Annotated in this window: 19 protein-coding genes; 10 read left to right on the forward strand and 9 right to left on the reverse strand. The window is 60.9% G+C overall.

The genetic code is table 11. The annotated features are described in order from the left end of the window. Positions 1–7: 7 nt before the first annotated feature. The 3 genes from IOD17_RS08980 to IOD17_RS08990 all read left to right on the forward strand — a co-directional run bounded on the left by IOD17_RS08980 (position 8) and on the right by IOD17_RS08990 (position 3,206). Positions 8–895, forward strand: a complete 888-nt coding sequence (locus IOD17_RS08980; protein ID WP_233684759.1) for a LysR substrate-binding domain-containing protein — start codon at positions 8–10, stop codon at positions 893–895. Between the two features lie 97 nt (positions 896–992). Beyond that, positions 993–2,105: an agmatine deiminase gene (gene aguA / locus IOD17_RS08985; RefSeq protein ID WP_233684760.1), complete on the forward strand. Its 1,113-nt coding sequence runs from the start codon at positions 993–995 to the stop codon at positions 2,103–2,105. Between the two features lie 9 nt (positions 2,106–2,114). Next, positions 2,115–3,206, forward strand: a complete 1,092-nt coding sequence (locus IOD17_RS08990) for an extracellular solute-binding protein (protein ID WP_233684761.1) — start codon at positions 2,115–2,117, stop codon at positions 3,204–3,206. A 10-nt stretch (positions 3,207–3,216) separates the two neighbouring features. Here IOD17_RS08990 and IOD17_RS08995 read toward each other — a convergent pair whose 3' ends face one another. Further along, positions 3,217–3,687, reverse strand: a complete 471-nt coding sequence (locus IOD17_RS08995; RefSeq protein ID WP_233684762.1) for an RNA methyltransferase — start codon at positions 3,685–3,687, stop codon at positions 3,217–3,219. Between the two features lie 133 nt (positions 3,688–3,820). Continuing rightward, positions 3,821–4,192, reverse strand: coding sequence for a YajD family HNH nuclease (locus tag IOD17_RS09000; protein ID WP_233684763.1), 372 nt, complete (start codon positions 4,190–4,192; stop codon positions 3,821–3,823). 124 nt (positions 4,193–4,316) lie between these two features. Between IOD17_RS09000 and IOD17_RS09005 the strand changes: the two genes are divergently transcribed. Then, a complete protein-coding gene (locus IOD17_RS09005; RefSeq protein WP_233684764.1) occupies positions 4,317–4,616 on the forward strand; it encodes a hypothetical protein in 300 nt (99 codons plus the stop codon). Positions 4,617–4,641: 25 nt separating this feature from the next. Here IOD17_RS09005 and IOD17_RS09010 read toward each other — a convergent pair whose 3' ends face one another. From IOD17_RS09010 to IOD17_RS09020, 3 genes are all read right to left on the reverse strand, one after another. Next, positions 4,642–5,115, reverse strand: coding sequence for a Crp/Fnr family transcriptional regulator (locus IOD17_RS09010; protein WP_233684765.1), 474 nt, complete (start codon positions 5,113–5,115; stop codon positions 4,642–4,644). 117 nt (positions 5,116–5,232) lie between these two features. Next, entirely contained in the window at positions 5,233–6,858 is a 1,626-nt protein-coding gene (locus IOD17_RS09015; RefSeq protein ID WP_233684766.1) for a methyl-accepting chemotaxis protein, read from the reverse strand. A gap of 214 nt (positions 6,859–7,072) precedes the next feature. Next, on the reverse strand, positions 7,073–9,103 hold the full coding sequence (locus tag IOD17_RS09020; RefSeq protein WP_233684767.1) for a S9 family peptidase: 2,031 nt from the start codon (positions 9,101–9,103) through the stop codon (positions 7,073–7,075). 152 nt (positions 9,104–9,255) lie between these two features. Between IOD17_RS09020 and IOD17_RS09025 the strand changes: the two genes are divergently transcribed. The 4 genes from IOD17_RS09025 to IOD17_RS09040 all read left to right on the forward strand — a co-directional run bounded on the left by IOD17_RS09025 (position 9,256) and on the right by IOD17_RS09040 (position 11,546). Continuing rightward, on the forward strand, positions 9,256–9,729 hold the full coding sequence (locus tag IOD17_RS09025; protein ID WP_233684768.1) for an MFS transporter: 474 nt from the start codon (positions 9,256–9,258) through the stop codon (positions 9,727–9,729). Positions 9,730–9,795: 66 nt separating this feature from the next. Beyond that, a complete protein-coding gene (locus IOD17_RS09030; RefSeq protein ID WP_233684769.1) occupies positions 9,796–10,239 on the forward strand; it encodes an HIT family protein in 444 nt (147 codons plus the stop codon). Next, the gene (locus IOD17_RS09035) at positions 10,232–11,008 is read left to right on the forward strand and encodes a class II glutamine amidotransferase (RefSeq protein WP_233684770.1); all 777 of its coding nucleotides are present in this window, start codon (positions 10,232–10,234) and stop codon (positions 11,006–11,008) included. The genes IOD17_RS09030 and IOD17_RS09035 overlap by 8 nt, the downstream gene beginning before the upstream one ends. Before the next feature lie 13 nt (positions 11,009–11,021). Next, a complete protein-coding gene (locus IOD17_RS09040; RefSeq protein ID WP_233684771.1) occupies positions 11,022–11,546 on the forward strand; it encodes a DUF2937 family protein in 525 nt (174 codons plus the stop codon). 125 nt (positions 11,547–11,671) lie between these two features. Here the strand turns inward: IOD17_RS09040 and IOD17_RS09045 are convergent, their stop codons facing one another. Next, positions 11,672–12,652: a DMT family transporter gene (locus IOD17_RS09045; RefSeq protein ID WP_233684772.1), complete on the reverse strand. Its 981-nt coding sequence runs from the start codon at positions 12,650–12,652 to the stop codon at positions 11,672–11,674. A 104-nt stretch (positions 12,653–12,756) separates the two neighbouring features. On the opposite strand from IOD17_RS09045, the gene IOD17_RS09050 reads away from it, so the two are divergent. Next, entirely contained in the window at positions 12,757–13,644 is an 888-nt protein-coding gene (locus tag IOD17_RS09050) for a LysR family transcriptional regulator (protein ID WP_233684773.1), read from the forward strand. A gap of 30 nt (positions 13,645–13,674) precedes the next feature. On the opposite strand, the gene IOD17_RS09055 is transcribed toward IOD17_RS09050, so the two are convergent. The 3 genes from IOD17_RS09055 to IOD17_RS09065 are packed head-to-tail and all read right to left on the reverse strand — an operon-like array spanning position 13,675 to position 16,153. Continuing rightward, positions 13,675–14,853: a vWA domain-containing protein gene (locus IOD17_RS09055; RefSeq protein ID WP_233684774.1), complete on the reverse strand. Its 1,179-nt coding sequence runs from the start codon at positions 14,851–14,853 to the stop codon at positions 13,675–13,677. A 34-nt stretch (positions 14,854–14,887) separates the two neighbouring features. Continuing rightward, positions 14,888–15,283: a GFA family protein gene (locus tag IOD17_RS09060; RefSeq protein ID WP_233684775.1), complete on the reverse strand. Its 396-nt coding sequence runs from the start codon at positions 15,281–15,283 to the stop codon at positions 14,888–14,890. Between the two features lie 24 nt (positions 15,284–15,307). Next, positions 15,308–16,153 carry an AAA family ATPase gene (locus tag IOD17_RS09065; RefSeq protein ID WP_233684776.1) on the reverse strand — a complete coding sequence of 282 codons (846 nt, stop codon included), beginning with the start codon at positions 16,151–16,153 and terminating at the stop codon, positions 15,308–15,310. Positions 16,154–16,369: 216 nt separating this feature from the next. Here IOD17_RS09065 and cysK point away from each other — a divergent pair, with 216 nt between their 5' ends. Continuing rightward, positions 16,370–17,344, forward strand: a complete 975-nt coding sequence (cysK, locus tag IOD17_RS09070) for a cysteine synthase A (RefSeq protein WP_233684777.1) — start codon at positions 16,370–16,372, stop codon at positions 17,342–17,344. The last annotated feature ends 124 nt before the right edge of the window (positions 17,345–17,468 follow it).

A 17,468-nucleotide genomic window follows, 5' to 3' on the forward strand; every position in this document is an offset into this window, starting at 1 on the left:
GCGCCGCATGCGCCGTCTACCGTCTCTCACCGCCTTGCGTACCTTCGAGTGTGCTGCCCGGCATGCCCACTTTGGCAGGGCCGCGGCCGAGTTGTGTGTCACCGACAGTGCGGTCAGCCACCAGATCCGCCAGCTAGAAGAGCAGCTCGGTACGCCGCTGTTCCAGCGTGACGGCCGCCAGGTGCGCCCCACACCGCAGGCTCAGCGTCTGTTGCGCAGCGTGCAGCAGGCCTTCGAGCTGATTCTGGATGCCTGTGATGAACTGCGTGACCCCGGCTCCCAGGCGCAGTTGCGCATCGCAGTAACCGCCGAACTGGCGCAGAAGTGGTTGATCGGTCGCCTGGCCGATTTCAGCGAACGCTATCCGCAGATCACCCTGCACCTTTATGAGCAGCCGCTGGAGGCGACTCAGCCCGGCGAAGAAATCGATCTGGCGATTACCTACGGCACTGGTCCGGCCGATGGCAGTGCCTTCTTCGTGCGGCCTTTGCCGACCCTGTTGTTCTTCCCGGTGTGCAGCCCCGGCCTCTTCAACCAGCTGCCGCTCAAGCACCCGCGCGATCTGGCCCGTCACTGCCTGCTGCACGACGATCAGGACGGCAAGACCTGGACAGCCTGGCTGACCACCCACGCCGGCGATATCCAGCCGCAGCGGCACCTGTACCTGGGCCATGCCGGCTTGACCATGGAAGCGGCTGCACGTGGCCAGGGTGTGGCGATTGGCGACAACCTGACCAGCGCTGAGGACCTGGCCAGCGGGCGATTGGTACGGCCGTTCGCCGCCAGTGTGGCGTCGCTCGGGCAGTACGCACTGGTCTGCGAGCGCTTGCGTCTGGATAAACCGGCGGTGGCGCAGTTCGTTGAATGGTTCACTGATCAGTTAGTTGATATCTGAATTGAATTCATCTATTCCGCGATAATGGTCATTGGTCGCGGACGCTCTGCCGCAGGTACTGTCGAGCTATTCCTCAGCCACCGACGAGTACCTAGCAATGGCCCGTTCCCTGACTTCCCTCCCGAAAACCGATGGCTTCCGTCTGCCCGGCGAATTCGAACCCAAGACCCGCTGCTGGCTCGGCTGGCCGGAGCGCACCGACGTATGGCGCAACGGCGCCAAACCGGCGCAGAAAGTCTGGGTCGATATCGTTAGCGCCATCGCCAGCAGCGAGCCGGTCACCGTGTGCGCTTCGGCCAGTCAGTACGCCAATGCTCGTCGTCAGTTGCCGGCGCATGTGCGGGTGGTGGAAATGACCTGCAACGACACCTGGTTCCGCGACAGCGGCCCGGCCTTTCTGGTCAATGACGAGAGTGGCGAGGTGCGCGGCGTGGACTTCGAGTTCAATGCCTACGGCGGTCTCGATGGCGGCTTGTACTACCCCTGGGACAAGGACGACCAGATCGCCCAGAAGATTCTGGAAATCGAAGGCTACGACCGCTACCGCGCGCCCTTTATCGCCGAGATGGGCGGTATCCAGACTGATGGCCAACGCACCCTGCTGACCACCGAGCAGTGCCTGCTCAACCGCAACCGCAACGCGCATCTGGGCAAGAATGAGATGACCCGCCGCCTACAGGACTACCTCGGTGCCGAGCAGGTGATCTGGCTGCCGCGCGGCTGCAAGTTCGATGAAACCGACGGCCATATCGACGACCTGGCCTGCTTTGTCCGCCCCGGTGTGGTGGTGATGCAGTGGACCGACGATCGCAACGATCCGCAGTGGGAAATCTACCAGGAGGCCTACGATATCCTGCGCAGCACCCGCGATGCCCAGGGTCGCGAACTGCAGATCCACAAGCTGCCGCAACCGCGTGTACTGGAATGGACGGCTGAAGAGGCCGAAGGCCTGGATCAGGATGATTCGACCCACACCCGTCAGGCTGGCACGCAGATTTGCGCCTCCTACATCAACTACTACGCCGGCAACTCGGCCATCGTCGTGCCGCTGTTCAACGATCCCTGCGACCGCGTGGCCCAGGCCACTCTGGCCGAGCTGTTCCCCCAGCACCGGATTATCGGTATCGAAAACTCCCGGGAAATCCTCCTCGGTGGCGGCAACGTCGCCTGTATCACCATGCCGCAATACGCCGCGCCCAAGCGCGCCTAGGAGGCTTCGATGAAACTGCATGCCAGTCTGTTGGCGTTAGGCCTGGCCGCGAGCGTTCAGGCGCTGGCGGCCGAGGCGCCGAAGCAGGTCAATCTGTTTATCTGGGGCGAATACCTGGCCCCGGATACCCTGAGCAGCTTCGAGCAGAAGACCGGGATCAAGGTGGTGGTCGACCACTTCGACTCGCTGGAAACCGTGGAAACCAAGCTGCTCACCGGGCGCAGCGGTTATGACCTGGTGCTCACGGCCGGTCAGCACCTGCAACGGGCCATCAAAAGTGGGGCCGTGCAGCCGCTGGACAAGGCAGCGGTGCCGCATTTCAGCGGGCTTGATCCGGAGTTCACCGGGCATATGGCGGCCTTTGATCCGGGTAACCGCTATGCAGGGTTGTATGTGTGGGGCACCACCGGCTTTGGCTACCAGCAGCAGGCCATTGCCAAGCGTATGGCCGATGCACCCACCGACAGCTGGGCCATGCTGATGGACCCAGCCGTCGTGGCCAAGTTTGCCGACTGCGGGGTGAGTTTCCTCAATGACCCCAATGAGGTGTTTGCCGCCGCGTTTCGCTATCTGGGCCTGGATATCAACCAACAGAGCCTGGATGACCTGAAACTGGCCGAGGCGCATCTGGCCAAGGTGCGGCCGTCGATCCGCTACTTCGACAACGACCGCAATATCAGCGACCTGGCCAACGGTGATACCTGCCTGGCGATGTCATGGAACGGCAACGTGTCGATTGCTGCCGGCCAGGCTGAGCAGGCAGGCAAGCCCTACAGCCTGCACTACAGCATCCCGCGTGAAGGCACGCTGATCTGGTTCGATGCAATGGTGATCCCCAAGGACGCACCACACCCCGAGGCAGGCCTGGCGCTGATGGACCACCTGATGACCCCCGAGGTCATCGGTGCTATTACCAACACCATCTACTACGCCAACGCGGTGCCGGCAGCCAATGCCGCGGTCGATCCGACGATTCTCGCTGACCCAGGCACCTATCCACCCGCCGCGATACGCGCCCAGCTCTACACCAAGAACGACAACAATCCAGCGTTCAACCGCGCTCTGACGCGCGCATTCAGCCGGCTCAAGTCGGGGCTTTAGGCTGTATAGCTTATTTGAATTTGGGGCCAGACTTGGTGTTGTTGCCCTTGGCCAGGCGGTCGTAGAGCACGACGTTAACTGTCGCAGCAAGGTTCATGCAGCCTTCGGTGGGGATGTAGATCACATCCTCGCACCAGTCGCGCACTTCCTTGCTCAGTGAGCCGTCTTCGGGGCCGAAGATGTAGATGGCGCGGTCGGGGTGGGTGTACTCCGGCAACGGCCGGGCTCCTTCGACCAGTTCCACGGCCACTGGCGTGCAGCCCAAGGGGATGATCTGTTGCAGATCCGCTACGCCAATCAGCGGGATATCCATATAGATGCGCTTGGTGTCGGTGACAAAATCACGGGCACGCTCGTAGCGTTTGCCGGTGTAGAACACCGAGCTGACGCCATAGCAGCCAGCTGCGCGCATTACGGCACCGACGTTTTCCGGGGATTTCGGGTTGAACAGGCCGATGCAGGCGTATCTCTTGTTGGCCACGCTGTACTCGCAAAGATTCGGTAGATAGAGCGCCGCAGCAGAACGACCGCAACAGATCGTGAAGGGCGGCAGAGCAGAAAAGGCCGGCGAGTATAACGCCGTGCACTGGTTGGCTGTGTCGGGCTGACGCTTGCTAGTTCTTTTTCAGCAGGGCAGCGAGATCTGCGAAGGGGTTGTGGGTCGCCTGGGCGGTCTTCGGCGTACTCAGCGAGCCTTCGCTGAAGTACTGTTGATCGGTGTAGCGCGCGTGTTCGTTATCGTGACAATACAGGCATAGCAACTCCCAGTTGGAGCCGTCCTGCGGGTTGTTGTCGTGGTTGTGGTCGCGGTGGTGCACGGTCAGTTCACTCAGGCGTTTGCCGGAAAACTCGCGGGCACAGCGCCCGCAGACATGCGGGTACATTTTCAGCGCCTTGTCGCGGTAGCCTTCTTCGCGCGTGCGCTGGGCTTCGGCGAGAATGCGGTCAAGCTTGCCAGTGGCGGAGGGGGATTTATCGCTGCTCATCTGATGTCTCGTGCGGTGGGCCTTGGTTGCAGTCTAGCCGTGCCGGTCGTCAGTGAGAACCGCCGATGCGGCACTTAACGGCAAGCCTGTGGCCCAACGCAGTAACCTCACAGGAGATCCCAGCATGCGCTTGACTGCCCTGTTGTTCGCTTTGACCACCCTGGCCAGCACGTCATTACTGGCTCAGCAACCGCCGAAAATGCCGGCCACGGCCCCCGCGACAGGAGCCCCTGGCACCGCCACACCACAACCTTACGCCCCCGTGCCGGCGCAGCACTTGCCTAATTCAAGTAGCCAGAACCCGCCGCTGCTCAAACCGCTGCCAAAGCCCGAGGCCCGCGAGCCGCGTCGTGACGAGGATCTGCGGTTGCTACAGGAGCAGCGTGAGCGTAATGCGCAGCCGGTGCCGAAAACGGCGGAGTAAGCGACTGTCGTTTGAACCGCAGCCGTTACAGCTGTTGTTCCACCAGTTGACCGTCGGCCATGCGCAAACGTCGCGACATGGCGATGGCAATCGCGCGAATTACCTTGGCGGCAGTTTTCGGGGATTCACCGAGCATCTTGTCCAGGGAGTCCTTGGCCAGCATCAGCAGGCTGCAGTCACTGACGGCAATGCAACTGGCCGAGCGCCGCTCGCCATCGAGCACGGCCATTTCACCGAAGGCGCGGCCTTTGCGCAGTTTGGCCAGTTCGATGGTTTCACCGCTGGAGTTGATCTTGCGTACCGAGACGGCCCCGGCGTGGATGATGCACATAAAGGTGCCCGGGTCGCCCTCGCGGCAGATGCTCGCTTCGGGGGCGCACTTGCTGATATTGAAATAGCCGGCGGCGCTGAGCAGTTCATTCGGTGTGAGGTTGTCGAACAGGCCGCAGTCGAGCAGCATGTCGCGTATTTCATCAATCAGTTGGGACTGGGCGGGCATGGACGGCAGCCTGGGATGGCGCGACATCTGTCGCATACGTTGACCTTAGCCGTCAGCCATCACGCTTGCCAGCGCTGCCCGGTGCCTGCCGCCGAGTGGCGCTGGTGCGGTATGAATCTAGAAACTGAAACGCTGCATGACGCCCTGCAAACGCCCGGACATGGCTTGCAGGGCCTGAATGGCCAGGACAATGCCACCCTGGGCAGCCGAGTTTTCTTCGACGATTTGCGCCACCCGCTCCACGCTCATGGCCACCTGTTCACTGGCCGCCCGCTGTTCTTGCAGGGACAGTGAAATCACGCTGACGGCCTGCAGTGAATCATTCAGCGCCTGGCGAATGCCGCCCATCGAGTTGCCAGCCTGATCAACCAGTTGAGTGCCGCTGCTGACCCGTTCACAGCCGGCGGCCATGCTGCTCTTGGCTTTGAGCATGCCGCTCTGGATGGCATCGACCAGGGCGACAATCTCGGTAGTGGAGTGCGCGGTGCGCCCGGCCAGGCTGCGTACCTCATCGGCTACCACGGCAAAACCACGGCCTTGTTCGCCAGCGCGTGCCGCTTCGATGGCGGCGTTGAGGGCGAGCAGGTTGGTTTGCTCGGCGATACCGCGAATCACGTCGACAATAGCGCTGATATTGCGCGACTGATCAGCCAGGGTTTCCACGTCCCGCGCGCTTTGCGCCACCAGTTCGGCGATCTGGTGCATTTCCTCTGTGGCACGGGCCATGACCAGAATGCCCTCATCGGTCATGTCACCGGCTTTCTTGGCCATGTCGTAGGTCTGCTGGGCGTTTTCGGCAATGTGATTGATGCTTACCGCCAGTTGTTCGACAGTGGCGGCCATGGCCGAAGCCGTGTCGCTCTGCACGTTGGCACTGGTCAGTACCTGTTCGGAGGAGGCGGCCAGCTGCAAGGTGGCGCATTCGATCTGTTCAGAGGCTTCGCCGATATTGCCGATCATGTCCTGCAGGCCACGGCGCATGCTCTGCACGGATTTCATCACGCCGGTCATCACCTGGTTGCCCAGGCTCTTGCCGCCACCTAGACGGCCTTCGGCAATGCGTGCGCTGATCTCTTCCAGCTCGCCAGGTTCGGCGCCCAGTTGCCGGCTCATTAGGCGAATGAAATAAACCACCTGAGTCAGGCCCAGCAGCAGGGCGATCAGCAATACGCTGCTGCTCAGGTTGAGGTTGCTGGCATAGGCGGCTTCACCTAACTGGTACTGGCGTTTGGCCTCAAGCAGCTGCACATCGATCAGTTCGGCGAACTTACCCGACAACGGGTCGATCAGGGGGTAGAGGCGTTGGCTGGCAAAGGCGTCGATGCCGGCTTTGTCGCCACGGTTAAGCAGACTCTGCAGTTCATTCAGCGGCTGTCGAGCTTGTTCCATCAGCGGCTTGATCTGCTCGATAAGCCGGGTTTCCTCGGCAATCAGGCTGGTGTTCAGGTAGGCGTTCCAGGTTTCCTCGATACGCGTCTGGGCCTGCTCGATCAGCTGTTGCGCCGCCTTGGCATCCAGCTCGCCGCTGCGGGCCTTGTGCGTGGCGTCGACGATGTTGACGGCGTAGAGGTCGGCAATCAATTTGAGGTCGCGCAGCGGTACTACGCGGTCCAGATACACCGTCTGCAGGCCTTTGACGGTGTTTTGCAAGCCATATAGACCCAGGCCGCCGACGCAGAGCAGGCCGAACAGCAGGCAGCCGGAAAGCAGCAATAGGTGGGTTCTGATCTTCCAGTTTTTCATGACAGACCTTCCATGGTGAACAGGCAACGGAATGGAGAGATGGCAGTACGCCAGCGTGGAATTCAGCGTAGCCGAGTTTATGCGTCAGATCGGTTAAATCTGGGTAGACGGTCAAGTAAATTTTCGCCCTAAACGTCCGCTGTTTAGTGCCAAACAAACTGATCCTGTAGCGCGCCACCCATCCGGGCAGGCTAGGGCGCGCGCTATCAGCGACTTAAATCCGGCCCAGTACCTTGAGGATAAAGGCGTATTCCAGGGCGACATCCTTGAGCGCCTGGTAGCGGCCGCTCATACCGCCGTGGCCGGCGTCCAGTTCGGTTTTCAGCAGCAACAGGTTGTTGTCGGTTTTCTGCGCGCGTAGCTTGGCCACCCATTTGGCAGCTTCCCAGTACTGCACGCGGCTGTCGTTGTAGCCGGCTACGGCAAGAATCGCCGGGTAGTCCTGTGACTTCACGTTTTCGTAGGGTGCGTAGCTTTTGATGCGTTCAAACACGTCAGGCTGGCTTGGATCACCCCATTCATCGTATTCGGTAACGGTCAGCGGCAGGTCGGGGTTCTGCATGGTGTTGAGCACATCGACAAACGGCACTTCGGCGATGGCAGCAGCAAACAGCTCGGGGCGCTGGTTGAGCACCGCGCCCATCAGCAGACCGCCGGCGCTGCCGCCGCTGATCACCAGTTGCTGAGCGCTGGTATAAGCGCTGGCGATCAGGTGTTCGGCACAGGCGATAAAGTCGTCGAAGGAGTTCTGCTTGTGTTCCAGCTTGCCGCCGCGATACCAGGCTTCGCCCAGCTCGCCGCCGCCGCGCACATGGGCGATGGCAAAGATAAAGCCGCGTTCAAGCAGCGACAGGCGCGCGTGGGAGAACCAGGGGTCGAGGCTTTCGCCATAAGCGCCGTAGCCATACAGGTAGAGCGGCGCAGGGCTGCCGAGCACGTCGCGTTTGGCTACCAGGCTGATAGGCACCTGGGTGCCGTCGGCGGCAGTGGCCCACAGGCGCTGGCTGACATAGCTGTCGGCATCGAACGGTCCGAGTACCGGGGTTTGCTTGAGTACCACTTGCGCGCCCGTGGCCAGCTCCAGCTGACGCACCTGCGCCGGGCGATTGAGCGCTTCATAACGCAGGCGAATCACCGGGCTGTCGAATTCCAGGCTGTCTTGCACATACAGGCTGTAGGCAGCGTCCGGTAACTGTACGCGGTAGGCCGCTTGCCCCTGCGGCTGCACGTCGATAATGGGTAGACCGTTCTCGCGCAGGCTGAGTATCAGGGCCTGCTGATTGAGGGTGACGCCTTCCAGCATCACCTGTGGGTCATGCTCGCGCAGCAATTGCCAGTGGGCTCGTTGTGGGGCGGCTTCACTGGCGTACAGCAGAGCGAAGTTGATGCCGTGCTGGTTGCTGCGGATCAGCCAACGCCATTGCCCATCCAGCATGCCGTGGTCGACGTCGTATTCGTGGCCTTCTTCGCGTGGTGCCACGCAGCTGAATGCAGCCTGCGGGGTGGCGGCATCCAGCACCCAAGCTTCACTGGTGGTTTTGCTGCCCAGTTGCAGAATCAACTGGCGCTCGGAGCTGCTGCGGTAGCAACTGAGGAAGAAACGACCGTCCGGCTCATGGAACACCTGTTCGGCTGCATCGCTGCCGAGGCGATGGCGATACAGCTTGTGCGGGCGGTGGGTGTCGTCCAGTTCACCGAAAAACAGGGTCTGGCTGTCATTGGCCCAGGTCATGCTGCCGTCGCAGTCCTCGAAGGGCAGCTCAATCAGGCGGCCGCCGGCCAGTTCCTTGACGAACAGCCGGTAGGTTTCCTCGCCGCTGGTGTCCAGGCTGTAGGCCAGGCGCTGGTGATCCGGGCTGATGCTGAAGGCGCCCAGCGAGATAAAGCCGCCATCGGCCAGGACGTTGGGGTCGAGCAGCAGCTGTTCGCTGCTCTCATCGACCGTCAGCGAACCATCGGCGGGCTTACGGCAGCGGTAGTGCCGCGGGTATTCATCACCAGCGGTGGTGCGCTGGTAATACAGGTAAGGGCCCCAGGGCGAGGGCAGGCTGAGGTCGGTTTCACGGATGCGCCCCTTGATCTCCTGAAACAGGCTTTCGCGCAGCGTCAATTGTTCGCTGAGCTGCTGTTCCAGGTAGGCATTTTCCGCTTTGAGGTAATCAAGCACCTCAGTGCTGTCGCGGTTTTCCAACCAGCGATAGGGATCGGCAGCGTTCTCGACGCGGGCGATGGGGGCGTGGGGCATGGGGTGGCTCCATTGACGTGCGCCGACAGCGGGGACGCCGCTGCGGACAAAAGCCGTTATCATAAGCGCCACTTCGCCTGTCGGGCGCTGAAATCTGTGTACTGATGTGCGTGCGCGCCGACTGCTCTTCACTGTCAGAGAATTTGCGTTTTATGAGTGAACACGACTACCTGCTTGCCTGGGGTGCCTATCTGGTGGCGGCGTTTGGCTGCCTGCTGGTATGGCTGCGTCTGACCGGCTGGATGTGGCGTTATTTGCGTGAGCCGCTGCGAGTATTGGTGTTGGTGTTGCTGTTCAGCCCGACCATTGTCGACCCTGGCAAGGAGCAGTTCGCCCCCTCTATTGCCATCACCGCAATGGACCTGTTGCTTGGCGTCGGTAACAACGCCTGGCGCGCAGTGGCGGATTTGAGCATGTATGGCCTGATTGTATTTGGCTTGTACCTGTTGTTTGTCGCCATCCGCTGGCCTATAGAGCGCTGGCGGCAAGGGCGCAAAGGGCCAGCTCCGATTGCCGATGACGAGCCGACGCTGCGCGAGATGATGAGGCGCGACGAGCAGGACTTTGGTGACACCCGTGTTGATGGTCGTGGCGATCGCCGTTTGCGGGTTGAACCGCGTCTGTAATCTGCGCTGCGTACTTGCACCGGACGGCACAGCCGTTCAGCATGCCCCTTTGACTAAGGAGGGGTTATGGAGTGTGTGTTCTGTGCAATTGCCGCCGAGCAACTGCCTGCCGAGCGTATCTATGAGGATGAACACTTTATCGTCCTGCTGGATATCTTCCCCTTGCGCCCGGCTCATGTGCTGATCGTCAGCCGCGAGCACGCGCCGTTTCTCAAGGACCTTTCCACCGCTGCCGCAGATGCGCTGCTGCCATTGGCGCAGCGGATTGCCGCCGCCCTGCGTGCGGCCGGCTATGGCGAGCAGGGCATCAATTTTCTGATCAATGACGGGCCGACCTCCAATCAGCATGTGCCGCACTTGCATCTGCACCTGATTCCACGGCGCAGCGGCGATGTCATGCAGCTGCTCTGGCGCGCCCTGACGCGTTTTCTGCCGTTGGCGCGCAAACGTATCGAGGCGCGGTTGGCGCTTGAGGCGCAGCAACTGCGCGAGGCTTTAGCCAATGTGTGAATTGCTGGGCATGAGTGCCAATGTGCCGACCGATATCGTCTTCAGCTTTACCGGCCTGATGCAGCGCGGCGGACGTACTGGCCCGCACCGTGATGGCTGGGGCATCGGCTTTTATGAAGGGCGCGGCCTGCGTCTGTTTCAGGACCCGCGTGCGAGCAGCGAGTCGGAGGTGGCGCAGTTGGTGCAGCGCTACCCGATCAAGAGTGAAGTGGTGATCGGGCATATTCGCCAGGCCAATGTCGGTCGGGTTTGTCTGGCCAACACCCATCCGTTTGTCCGCGAGATGTGGGGGCGCAACTGGTGCTTTGCGCATAACGGCCAGTTGGCTGATTTCGCACCGCAATTGGATAACTACCGGCCGATTGGCGACACCGACAGCGAAGCGGCCTTCTGTGATTTGCTCAATCGCCTGCGTCAGGCCTTTCCCGAACCGATGGCGGTGGATGTGTTGTTGCCTACCTTGGTCAACGCCTGCGTTGGTTATCGTCAGCACGGCGTGTTCAATTGCCTGCTCAGCGATGGCGACTGGCTGTTCAGCTTCTGCTCCAGCAAGCTCGCGCATATCACCCGGCGCGCACCGTTTGGCCCGGCGCACCTGAAAGATGCCGATATGCAGGTGGATTTCCAGGCGGAAACCACGCCCAATGATGTGGTCACGGTGCTGGCCACTGAGCCCTTGACTGATAACGAGAGCTGGACGTTGTACCAGCCGGGAGAATGGCGTTTGTGGCGCGGCGGTGAATGTATCGCGCAGGGTCTGACGGACTGAATGGGGAGGGGAGATGATTAGAAGCTATCTGCGGTTGGCCTTGTTCGCTCTGGGGTTGCTGATTGGCGTACAGGTGCCGGGTTTTATTGATGACTACAGCAAGCGCGTCGAAGCCCATCGCATCGAATCGGAGCTGGGCCTCAAAGGCTTCCGCGAAACGGCGAAGCGCTTTTTCAAAGGCGATCTGGTGGCCTTGGTCGGCCATTACCAGGCCAGCGCTGACCCGGTAATGCGCAGTGACGCGCAGAGCCTGGGTACGCTGGTCGAGCGTTCGGCCTTTCTGGAGCGTGAAAGCAAGGCCATGCAAGGCCCTTGGTACGCTCAGGTCTGGCATCTGGCCACTGCGGCTGATCATGAGCTGATGGCGGAAACCTTCGCTGCTTACCGCTATCAGGTGCTGCTGGCCCCGGAAGCCATCGCCTGGGGCATCGCCTGTGCACTGCTGCTGGCCTGGCTACTGGAAAGCCTGGCACTGCTGATCGGCATGCTGTTTGGCGCGGGCCGCAGCCAGAAGGTGCAGCAGCGGCACTGGCGCTAGGTTTTACGATCAGCCTTTGGGTCTTAGCGAGGGGCTTTGTGGGAGAGGCTTTAGCCGCGACAGCTCTTGCAGGCCTAAATGCGTCGCGGCTAAAGCCCCTCCCACGGACAGCTGCAGCCGTCAGTCTAGTGGCTTGATGAAACGGGTTTGGCACGGCTCTGGGCGGTGTCAGTTTGGTTAACAGGCTTTGCTTGAATGGCCAGTGCCTTACGTTGCGACACCAGCAACACCCCCGCGAGTACCAACGCGGCCCCCGCCAACTGAGCCAGCGACACCGGTTCTGCCAGCAGCATCCAGGCGAAGACAATCGTCAGAATCGGCCCCAATGTGCCAATCAGCACGGTACGCGCTGAACCGATAAGACGCAGCGCAGCCGATTGCCAGAAGATCGGCAGCACCGTGGAGAAAATCGCCATCGCCGCGCTGTAGGCGTACACCTCAAGCGGCAGTTGCAGTGCGCTGAACGGCTGGGTGGCGAGGAAGTGCAGCTGCGTGGCAAAGGTGGAAACGATGATCGCCAGGGCTGCAAAACGGATGGTGCCCAGCCGATGAATCGCCACCTCAGCCCCTGAGCTGTAAAGCGCGTAGGACAACGCAGAGCCGAAAACGAATGCCGCGCCGATCAGCACCGCCTTGAGGTCTTCTGCCACCTGCAGGTCATGGGCGAACGCCAGGCCGATACCTGCGTAGGTCAGCAGCAGTGCGGCAATCTGACGTTTTTCCAGACGCTTGCCCATAAACAGCACGCCGATCAGTACGGTCATGGTCGGGTAGATAAACAGGATCAAGCGTTCCAGCGCCGCCGAGATGTACTGCAGGCCGATGAAGTCGAGGATGCTGGCGCCGTAGTAGCCGAGCAGCCCTAGCGCCACCAGCATGCCCCAGTCCTTACGGGTCAGCGGTGGTGCGTTGCGGCACAGCCACAGCGTGGCCCAGAGGGCGATGGGCAGGGCAAAGCTCATGCGCAGGGCGAGCAGGGTGATGGCATCCACCGGCGCGGCGGCGTAGGCCAACTTGACGAAGATGGCTTTGAACGAGAAGCCAAAGGCGGCAAGGATCGCCAGTGCGATACCCACGCGCTCAGTTGACCAGGTTTTCCATGGCATCTTGGGTGAATCCTTACGTGTTGTGCTGCGCCGAATGATGAAGGGTATAGAATGGCCTTGGAATTGGCTTTTTCATAACAGATCGTTCGGATTTAACTAACGCTATGCAGTATGACCTGACTGATCTACGCCTGTTTGTCGCCATTGCCGAGGCGAAAAACCTCACCCGTGGAGCCGAGCGCGTGCACCTGGCTGCGTCTTCGGCCAGCCACCGCATGCGCTTGCTGGAAACGTCGATCGGCACACCGCTGCTGCTGCGCGAGCCGCGTGGCGTCAGCTTGACCCGTGCCGGCGAGGCCTTGCTGCGCCATGCGCGCCAGGTATTTGCCCAGCTTGAGCAGATGCATGCCGACCTGACCCCATACGCCAAAGGCGTGCGTGGGCATGTCAGCCTGTGGGCCAACACCCACGCCACCCATACCTTTCTGCCCGACAGTCTGGCGACTTTTCTGCAGCATCATCCGCAAGTCAGTATCTCTCTGGAGGAACACACCAGCCCCGATGTACTGATGGCGGTGGCGCGTGGTGAGGTGGAAGTCGGCGTGGTGGCGGGGACGATTGAAGGTGCCGAGGTTGAGCTGATTCCATACCGAGCCGACCGCCTGGTGCTGATTGCCCCGACTGAGCACCCACTTGCCGCGCTTACCAGCAGCCTGTTTGCCCAGGTGCTGGATTATCCCTTTGTCATGCTGCATTCAGGTTCGGCAATTCACACCTTCACCATGAATGCTGCCGCCGCGCAGGGGCGACATCTGGAGGTGCGGATTCAGGTGCGCAGCTTTGAAGCCGTGTGTCGCATGGTCAGTGCAGGCGTGGGCATCGGCATGGTGCCGCGCAGTGCGGTAACGGCTGGGGCACCGCTTGCGGTGATTGAGCTGGAAGAACCCTGGGCGCAGCGGGACTTGAAGGTCTGTGTGCGCAAGCGCGAGCTGTTATCGGGATTTGCTGCAGAGCTGGTCGACTGCCTGACCGCTAGCAGTACGGCAGGATAAACAAAACGGGCCCTGTTGGGCCCGTTGGTCTTACTTGGAGAGAAAGCGCATACCTTCTTCCAGGCCTTGCAGAGTCAGTGGATACATCTGGTCTTCCACCAGCTCGCGCATGATGTTGGTCGAGGCGGTGTAGTTCCAGGTGTCCTTGGGGTAGGGATTGATCCAGATAAGCTTCTTGTACTTCTCCATAAAGCGCTTGATCCAGACGTAGCCCGGCTCTTCGTTCCAGTGCTCGACGCTGCCGCCGGCCTGGGTGATCTCGTAAGGGGCCATGGCCGCATCGCCGACGAACACCACTTTGTAGTCCGCGCCGTACTTGCGCAGCAGGTCCTGGGTGGAAAAGCGCTCGGAGGTGCGGCGCAGATTGTTCTTCCATACCGACTCGTACACGCAGTTATGGAAGTAGAAATACTCCATGTGCTTGAACTCGGTCTTGCAGGCGGAAAACAGCTCTTCGCAGACTTTGACGTGGGCGTCCATCGAGCCGCCGATGTCGAACAGGATCAGCAATTTCACCGCATTGCGCCGTTCCGGGCGCATCTGGATATTCAGCAGGCCGCCGTCTTTGGCGGTGTGGTCGATGGTGCCGTCCAGGTCCAGCTCGTCCTGAGCGCCCTGGCGGGCAAACTTGCGCAGGCGGCGCAGGGCCACCTTGATATTGCGCGTACCCAGCTCGACCTGATCATCGAGGTTCTTGTACTCGCGCTGGTCCCAGACCTTGACCGCCTTGCCCTGGCGCTTGCCGGCATCACCCACGCGGATGCCTTCCGGGTTGAAGCCGCCGGAGCCAAATGGGCTGGTGCCACCGGTGCCGATCCACTTGTTGCCGCCTTCGTGACGTTCCTTCTGCTCTTCGAGGCGTTTCTTGAATTCCTCGATCAGCTTGTCCAGGCCGCCGAGGGATTCGATCTTGGCGCGTTCCTCGTCGGTCAGCGAGCGTTCGAACTCCTTGCGCAGCCACTCATCGGGGATTAACGCCTCGATATGCTGGTTAAGGTTTTCCAGGCCTTTGAAGTAGGCGCCGAACGCGCGGTCGAACTTGTCGAAATGCCGCTCGTCCTTGACCAGGATGGTGCGCGAGAGGAAATAGAACTCGTCCATATCGGCGAACACCACGTTGTGCTTCAACGCGTTGATCAGGTCGAGCAGCTCGCGAACCGACACCGGTACCTTGGCGGCGCGCATTTCGTTAAACAGGTTGAGCAGCATGGCTGCGCCCTCGTGAATTCAACTGACTATGGCGCTAGGAGCGCCGCTCCAATGGCAGGCCATCGTTGATGGCGTACCAGTCGGCTTTCGATTCCGGAAAAATATGCTTCTGCGCGATTTCACCCACTGGTGTATCCAGCGTGCCCAGCGCGACTGACAGCCAGTTCGGGTAGGGCTGTTCGCTGTACCACTGCAGGGTCGAGCCGCAATGCTGGCAAAAAGTCCGCGTCACGCCCGGCGAGGACTGGTAGACGCCCAGTGATTCCTCGCCTTGGGTGAAGTGAAAGTCCTTGCGCCGCACATTGGCGTAAGTGGCGAAGGCCGCGCCATGGGCTTTGCGGCACATCAAACAGTGGCAGTGAGTCGCCGACTCGATAGGCGCATCGATGCGGTATTTCACTGCAGCGCAAAGGCAACTGCCGCTGTGCATGGATTCGCCTCCCGCGGCCAATGCTTAGCGCGACGCGCGGCGGCTCATAAAGGCCAGGCGCTCAAGCAGCTGCACATCCTGCTCGTTTTTCACCAGCGCACCGGCCAGAGGCGGGATGGCCTTGGTTGGGTCGCGTTCGCGCAGTACGGCTTCGCCGATGTTGTCGGCCATCAGCAGTTTCAGCCAGTCGACCAGTTCGCTGGTGGACGGCTTCTTCTTCAGGCCTGGCACCTTGCGCACGTCGAAGAACACGTCCAGCGCTTCAGCGACCAGATCCTTCTTGATGTCGGGGTAGTGCACATCGACGATCTTCTGCAGGGTCGCGCGATCCGGGAAGGCGATGTAGTGGAAGAAGCAGCGGCGCAGGAAGGCGTCCGGCAGTTCCTTTTCGTTGTTCGAGGTGATGATGATGATCGGGCGTTGCTTGGCCTTGATCGTCTCGTTGGTCTCGTAAACGTAGAACTCCATCTTGTCGAGTTCTTGCAGCAGGTCGTTGGGGAATTCGATGTCGGCCTTGTCGATTTCGTCGATCAGCAGAATGACGCGCTCTTCGGACTCGAAGGCCTCCCATAGCTTGCCTTTCTTGATGTAGTTGCGAACGTCGTGAACCTTGTCGGAATCCAGCTGCGAGTCGCGCAGGCGGCTAACCGCATCGTATTCATACAGGCCCTGGTGCGCCTTGGTGGTTGACTTGATGTGCCAGGTGATCAGGCGTGCGCCAAAGGATTCGGCCAGTTGTTCGGCCAGCATGGTTTTACCGGTGCCCGGCTCGCCCTTGACCAGCAGCGGACGCTGCAGGGTGATGGCGGCATTGACCGCGAGCTTGAGGTCGTCGGTGGCGACGTAGGACTGGGTGCCTTCGAACTTCATCGGTAAATCCTCGAACGGTAACGCGCAGGGCCATACCCGCGGGTTCAGTATTTGAAAAAAACAGACTATAACGCGCAGCCCCGGTGACTGTGAACGCAGACGGGGCATTCAGTCACTGAATGGCGGGTCACCCAGCCTCTGTTGCCAGGCTGGACGCAGGCGGGCCGGCGTTTTAGTCTGGCTGACTTTCGGCAACTACCGCACAAGGACCTCGCCATGAGTCGCATCTTCGCTGACAATGCACAAGCCATCGGCAACACTCCGCTGGTCCGGATCAATCGCCTGGGGCCGGCTGGGGTGACCATCCTGGCCAAGATCGAGGGCCGCAACCCGGCCTACTCGGTGAAGTGCCGGATCGGCGCGAGCATGATCTGGGATGCCGAAGAGCGCGGCGTGCTCAGGCCCGGCATGACCATTGTTGAACCCACCTCTGGCAACACCGGCATTGGCCTGGCGTTTGTCGCGGCGGCGCGTGGCTACAAGCTGCTGTTGACCATGCCAGCTTCGATGAGTCTGGAGCGGCGCAAGGTGCTCAAGGCTCTGGGCGCCGAACTGGTGCTGACCGAGCCGGCCAAGGGCATGAAGGGTGCGATTGAAAAAGCAGCGGAAATCGCCGCCTCTGACAGTACTACCTACTTTATGCCGCAGCAGTTCAACAACCCGGCCAACCCGGCGATCCATGAAAAGACCACCGGCCCGGAAATCTGGAACGACACCGAAGGCGCGATTGATGTGCTGGTGGCAGGTGTTGGTACCGGCGGCACCATCACTGGTATTTCGCGCTATATCAAACAGACCCAGGGCAAGCCGATCCTCTCGGTAGCGGTTGAGCCGATCAGCTCGCCGGTGATCACCCAGACCATTGCCGGTGATGAAGTCAAACCCAGCCCGCACAAGATCCAGGGCATCGGCGCCGGTTTTGTTCCAGGCAACCTTGACCTTAGCATGGTCGACCGGGTTGAGCTGGTGACCGATGACGATGCCAAGGCCGTGGCCCTGCGCTTGATGCGTGAAGAGGGGATTCTCTGCGGGATTTCCTGTGGTGCGGCGATGGCGGCGGCATTGCGCGTGGCCAACGAGCCGGGCATGCAGGGCAAGACCATTGTGGTGATCCTGCCGGACTCGGGTGAGCGCTACCTGTCGAGCATGCTGTTCAGCGATATGTTTACCGAGCAGGAACTGCAGCAGTAACCCGAGGCAGCCACACCTGTGGGAGAGGCTTTAGCCGCGAAGCAGCTGTTTAAAGCCCGCCGCTAAAGCGTCTTCCAAGTAAAAGAAATGCCGCTCACTTGATAGGTGAGCGGCATTTTTATTG

The sequence above is a fragment of the Pseudomonas anguilliseptica genome (assembly GCF_021375795.1).
Taxonomy (GTDB): domain Bacteria; phylum Pseudomonadota; class Gammaproteobacteria; order Pseudomonadales; family Pseudomonadaceae; genus Aquipseudomonas; species Aquipseudomonas anguilliseptica_A.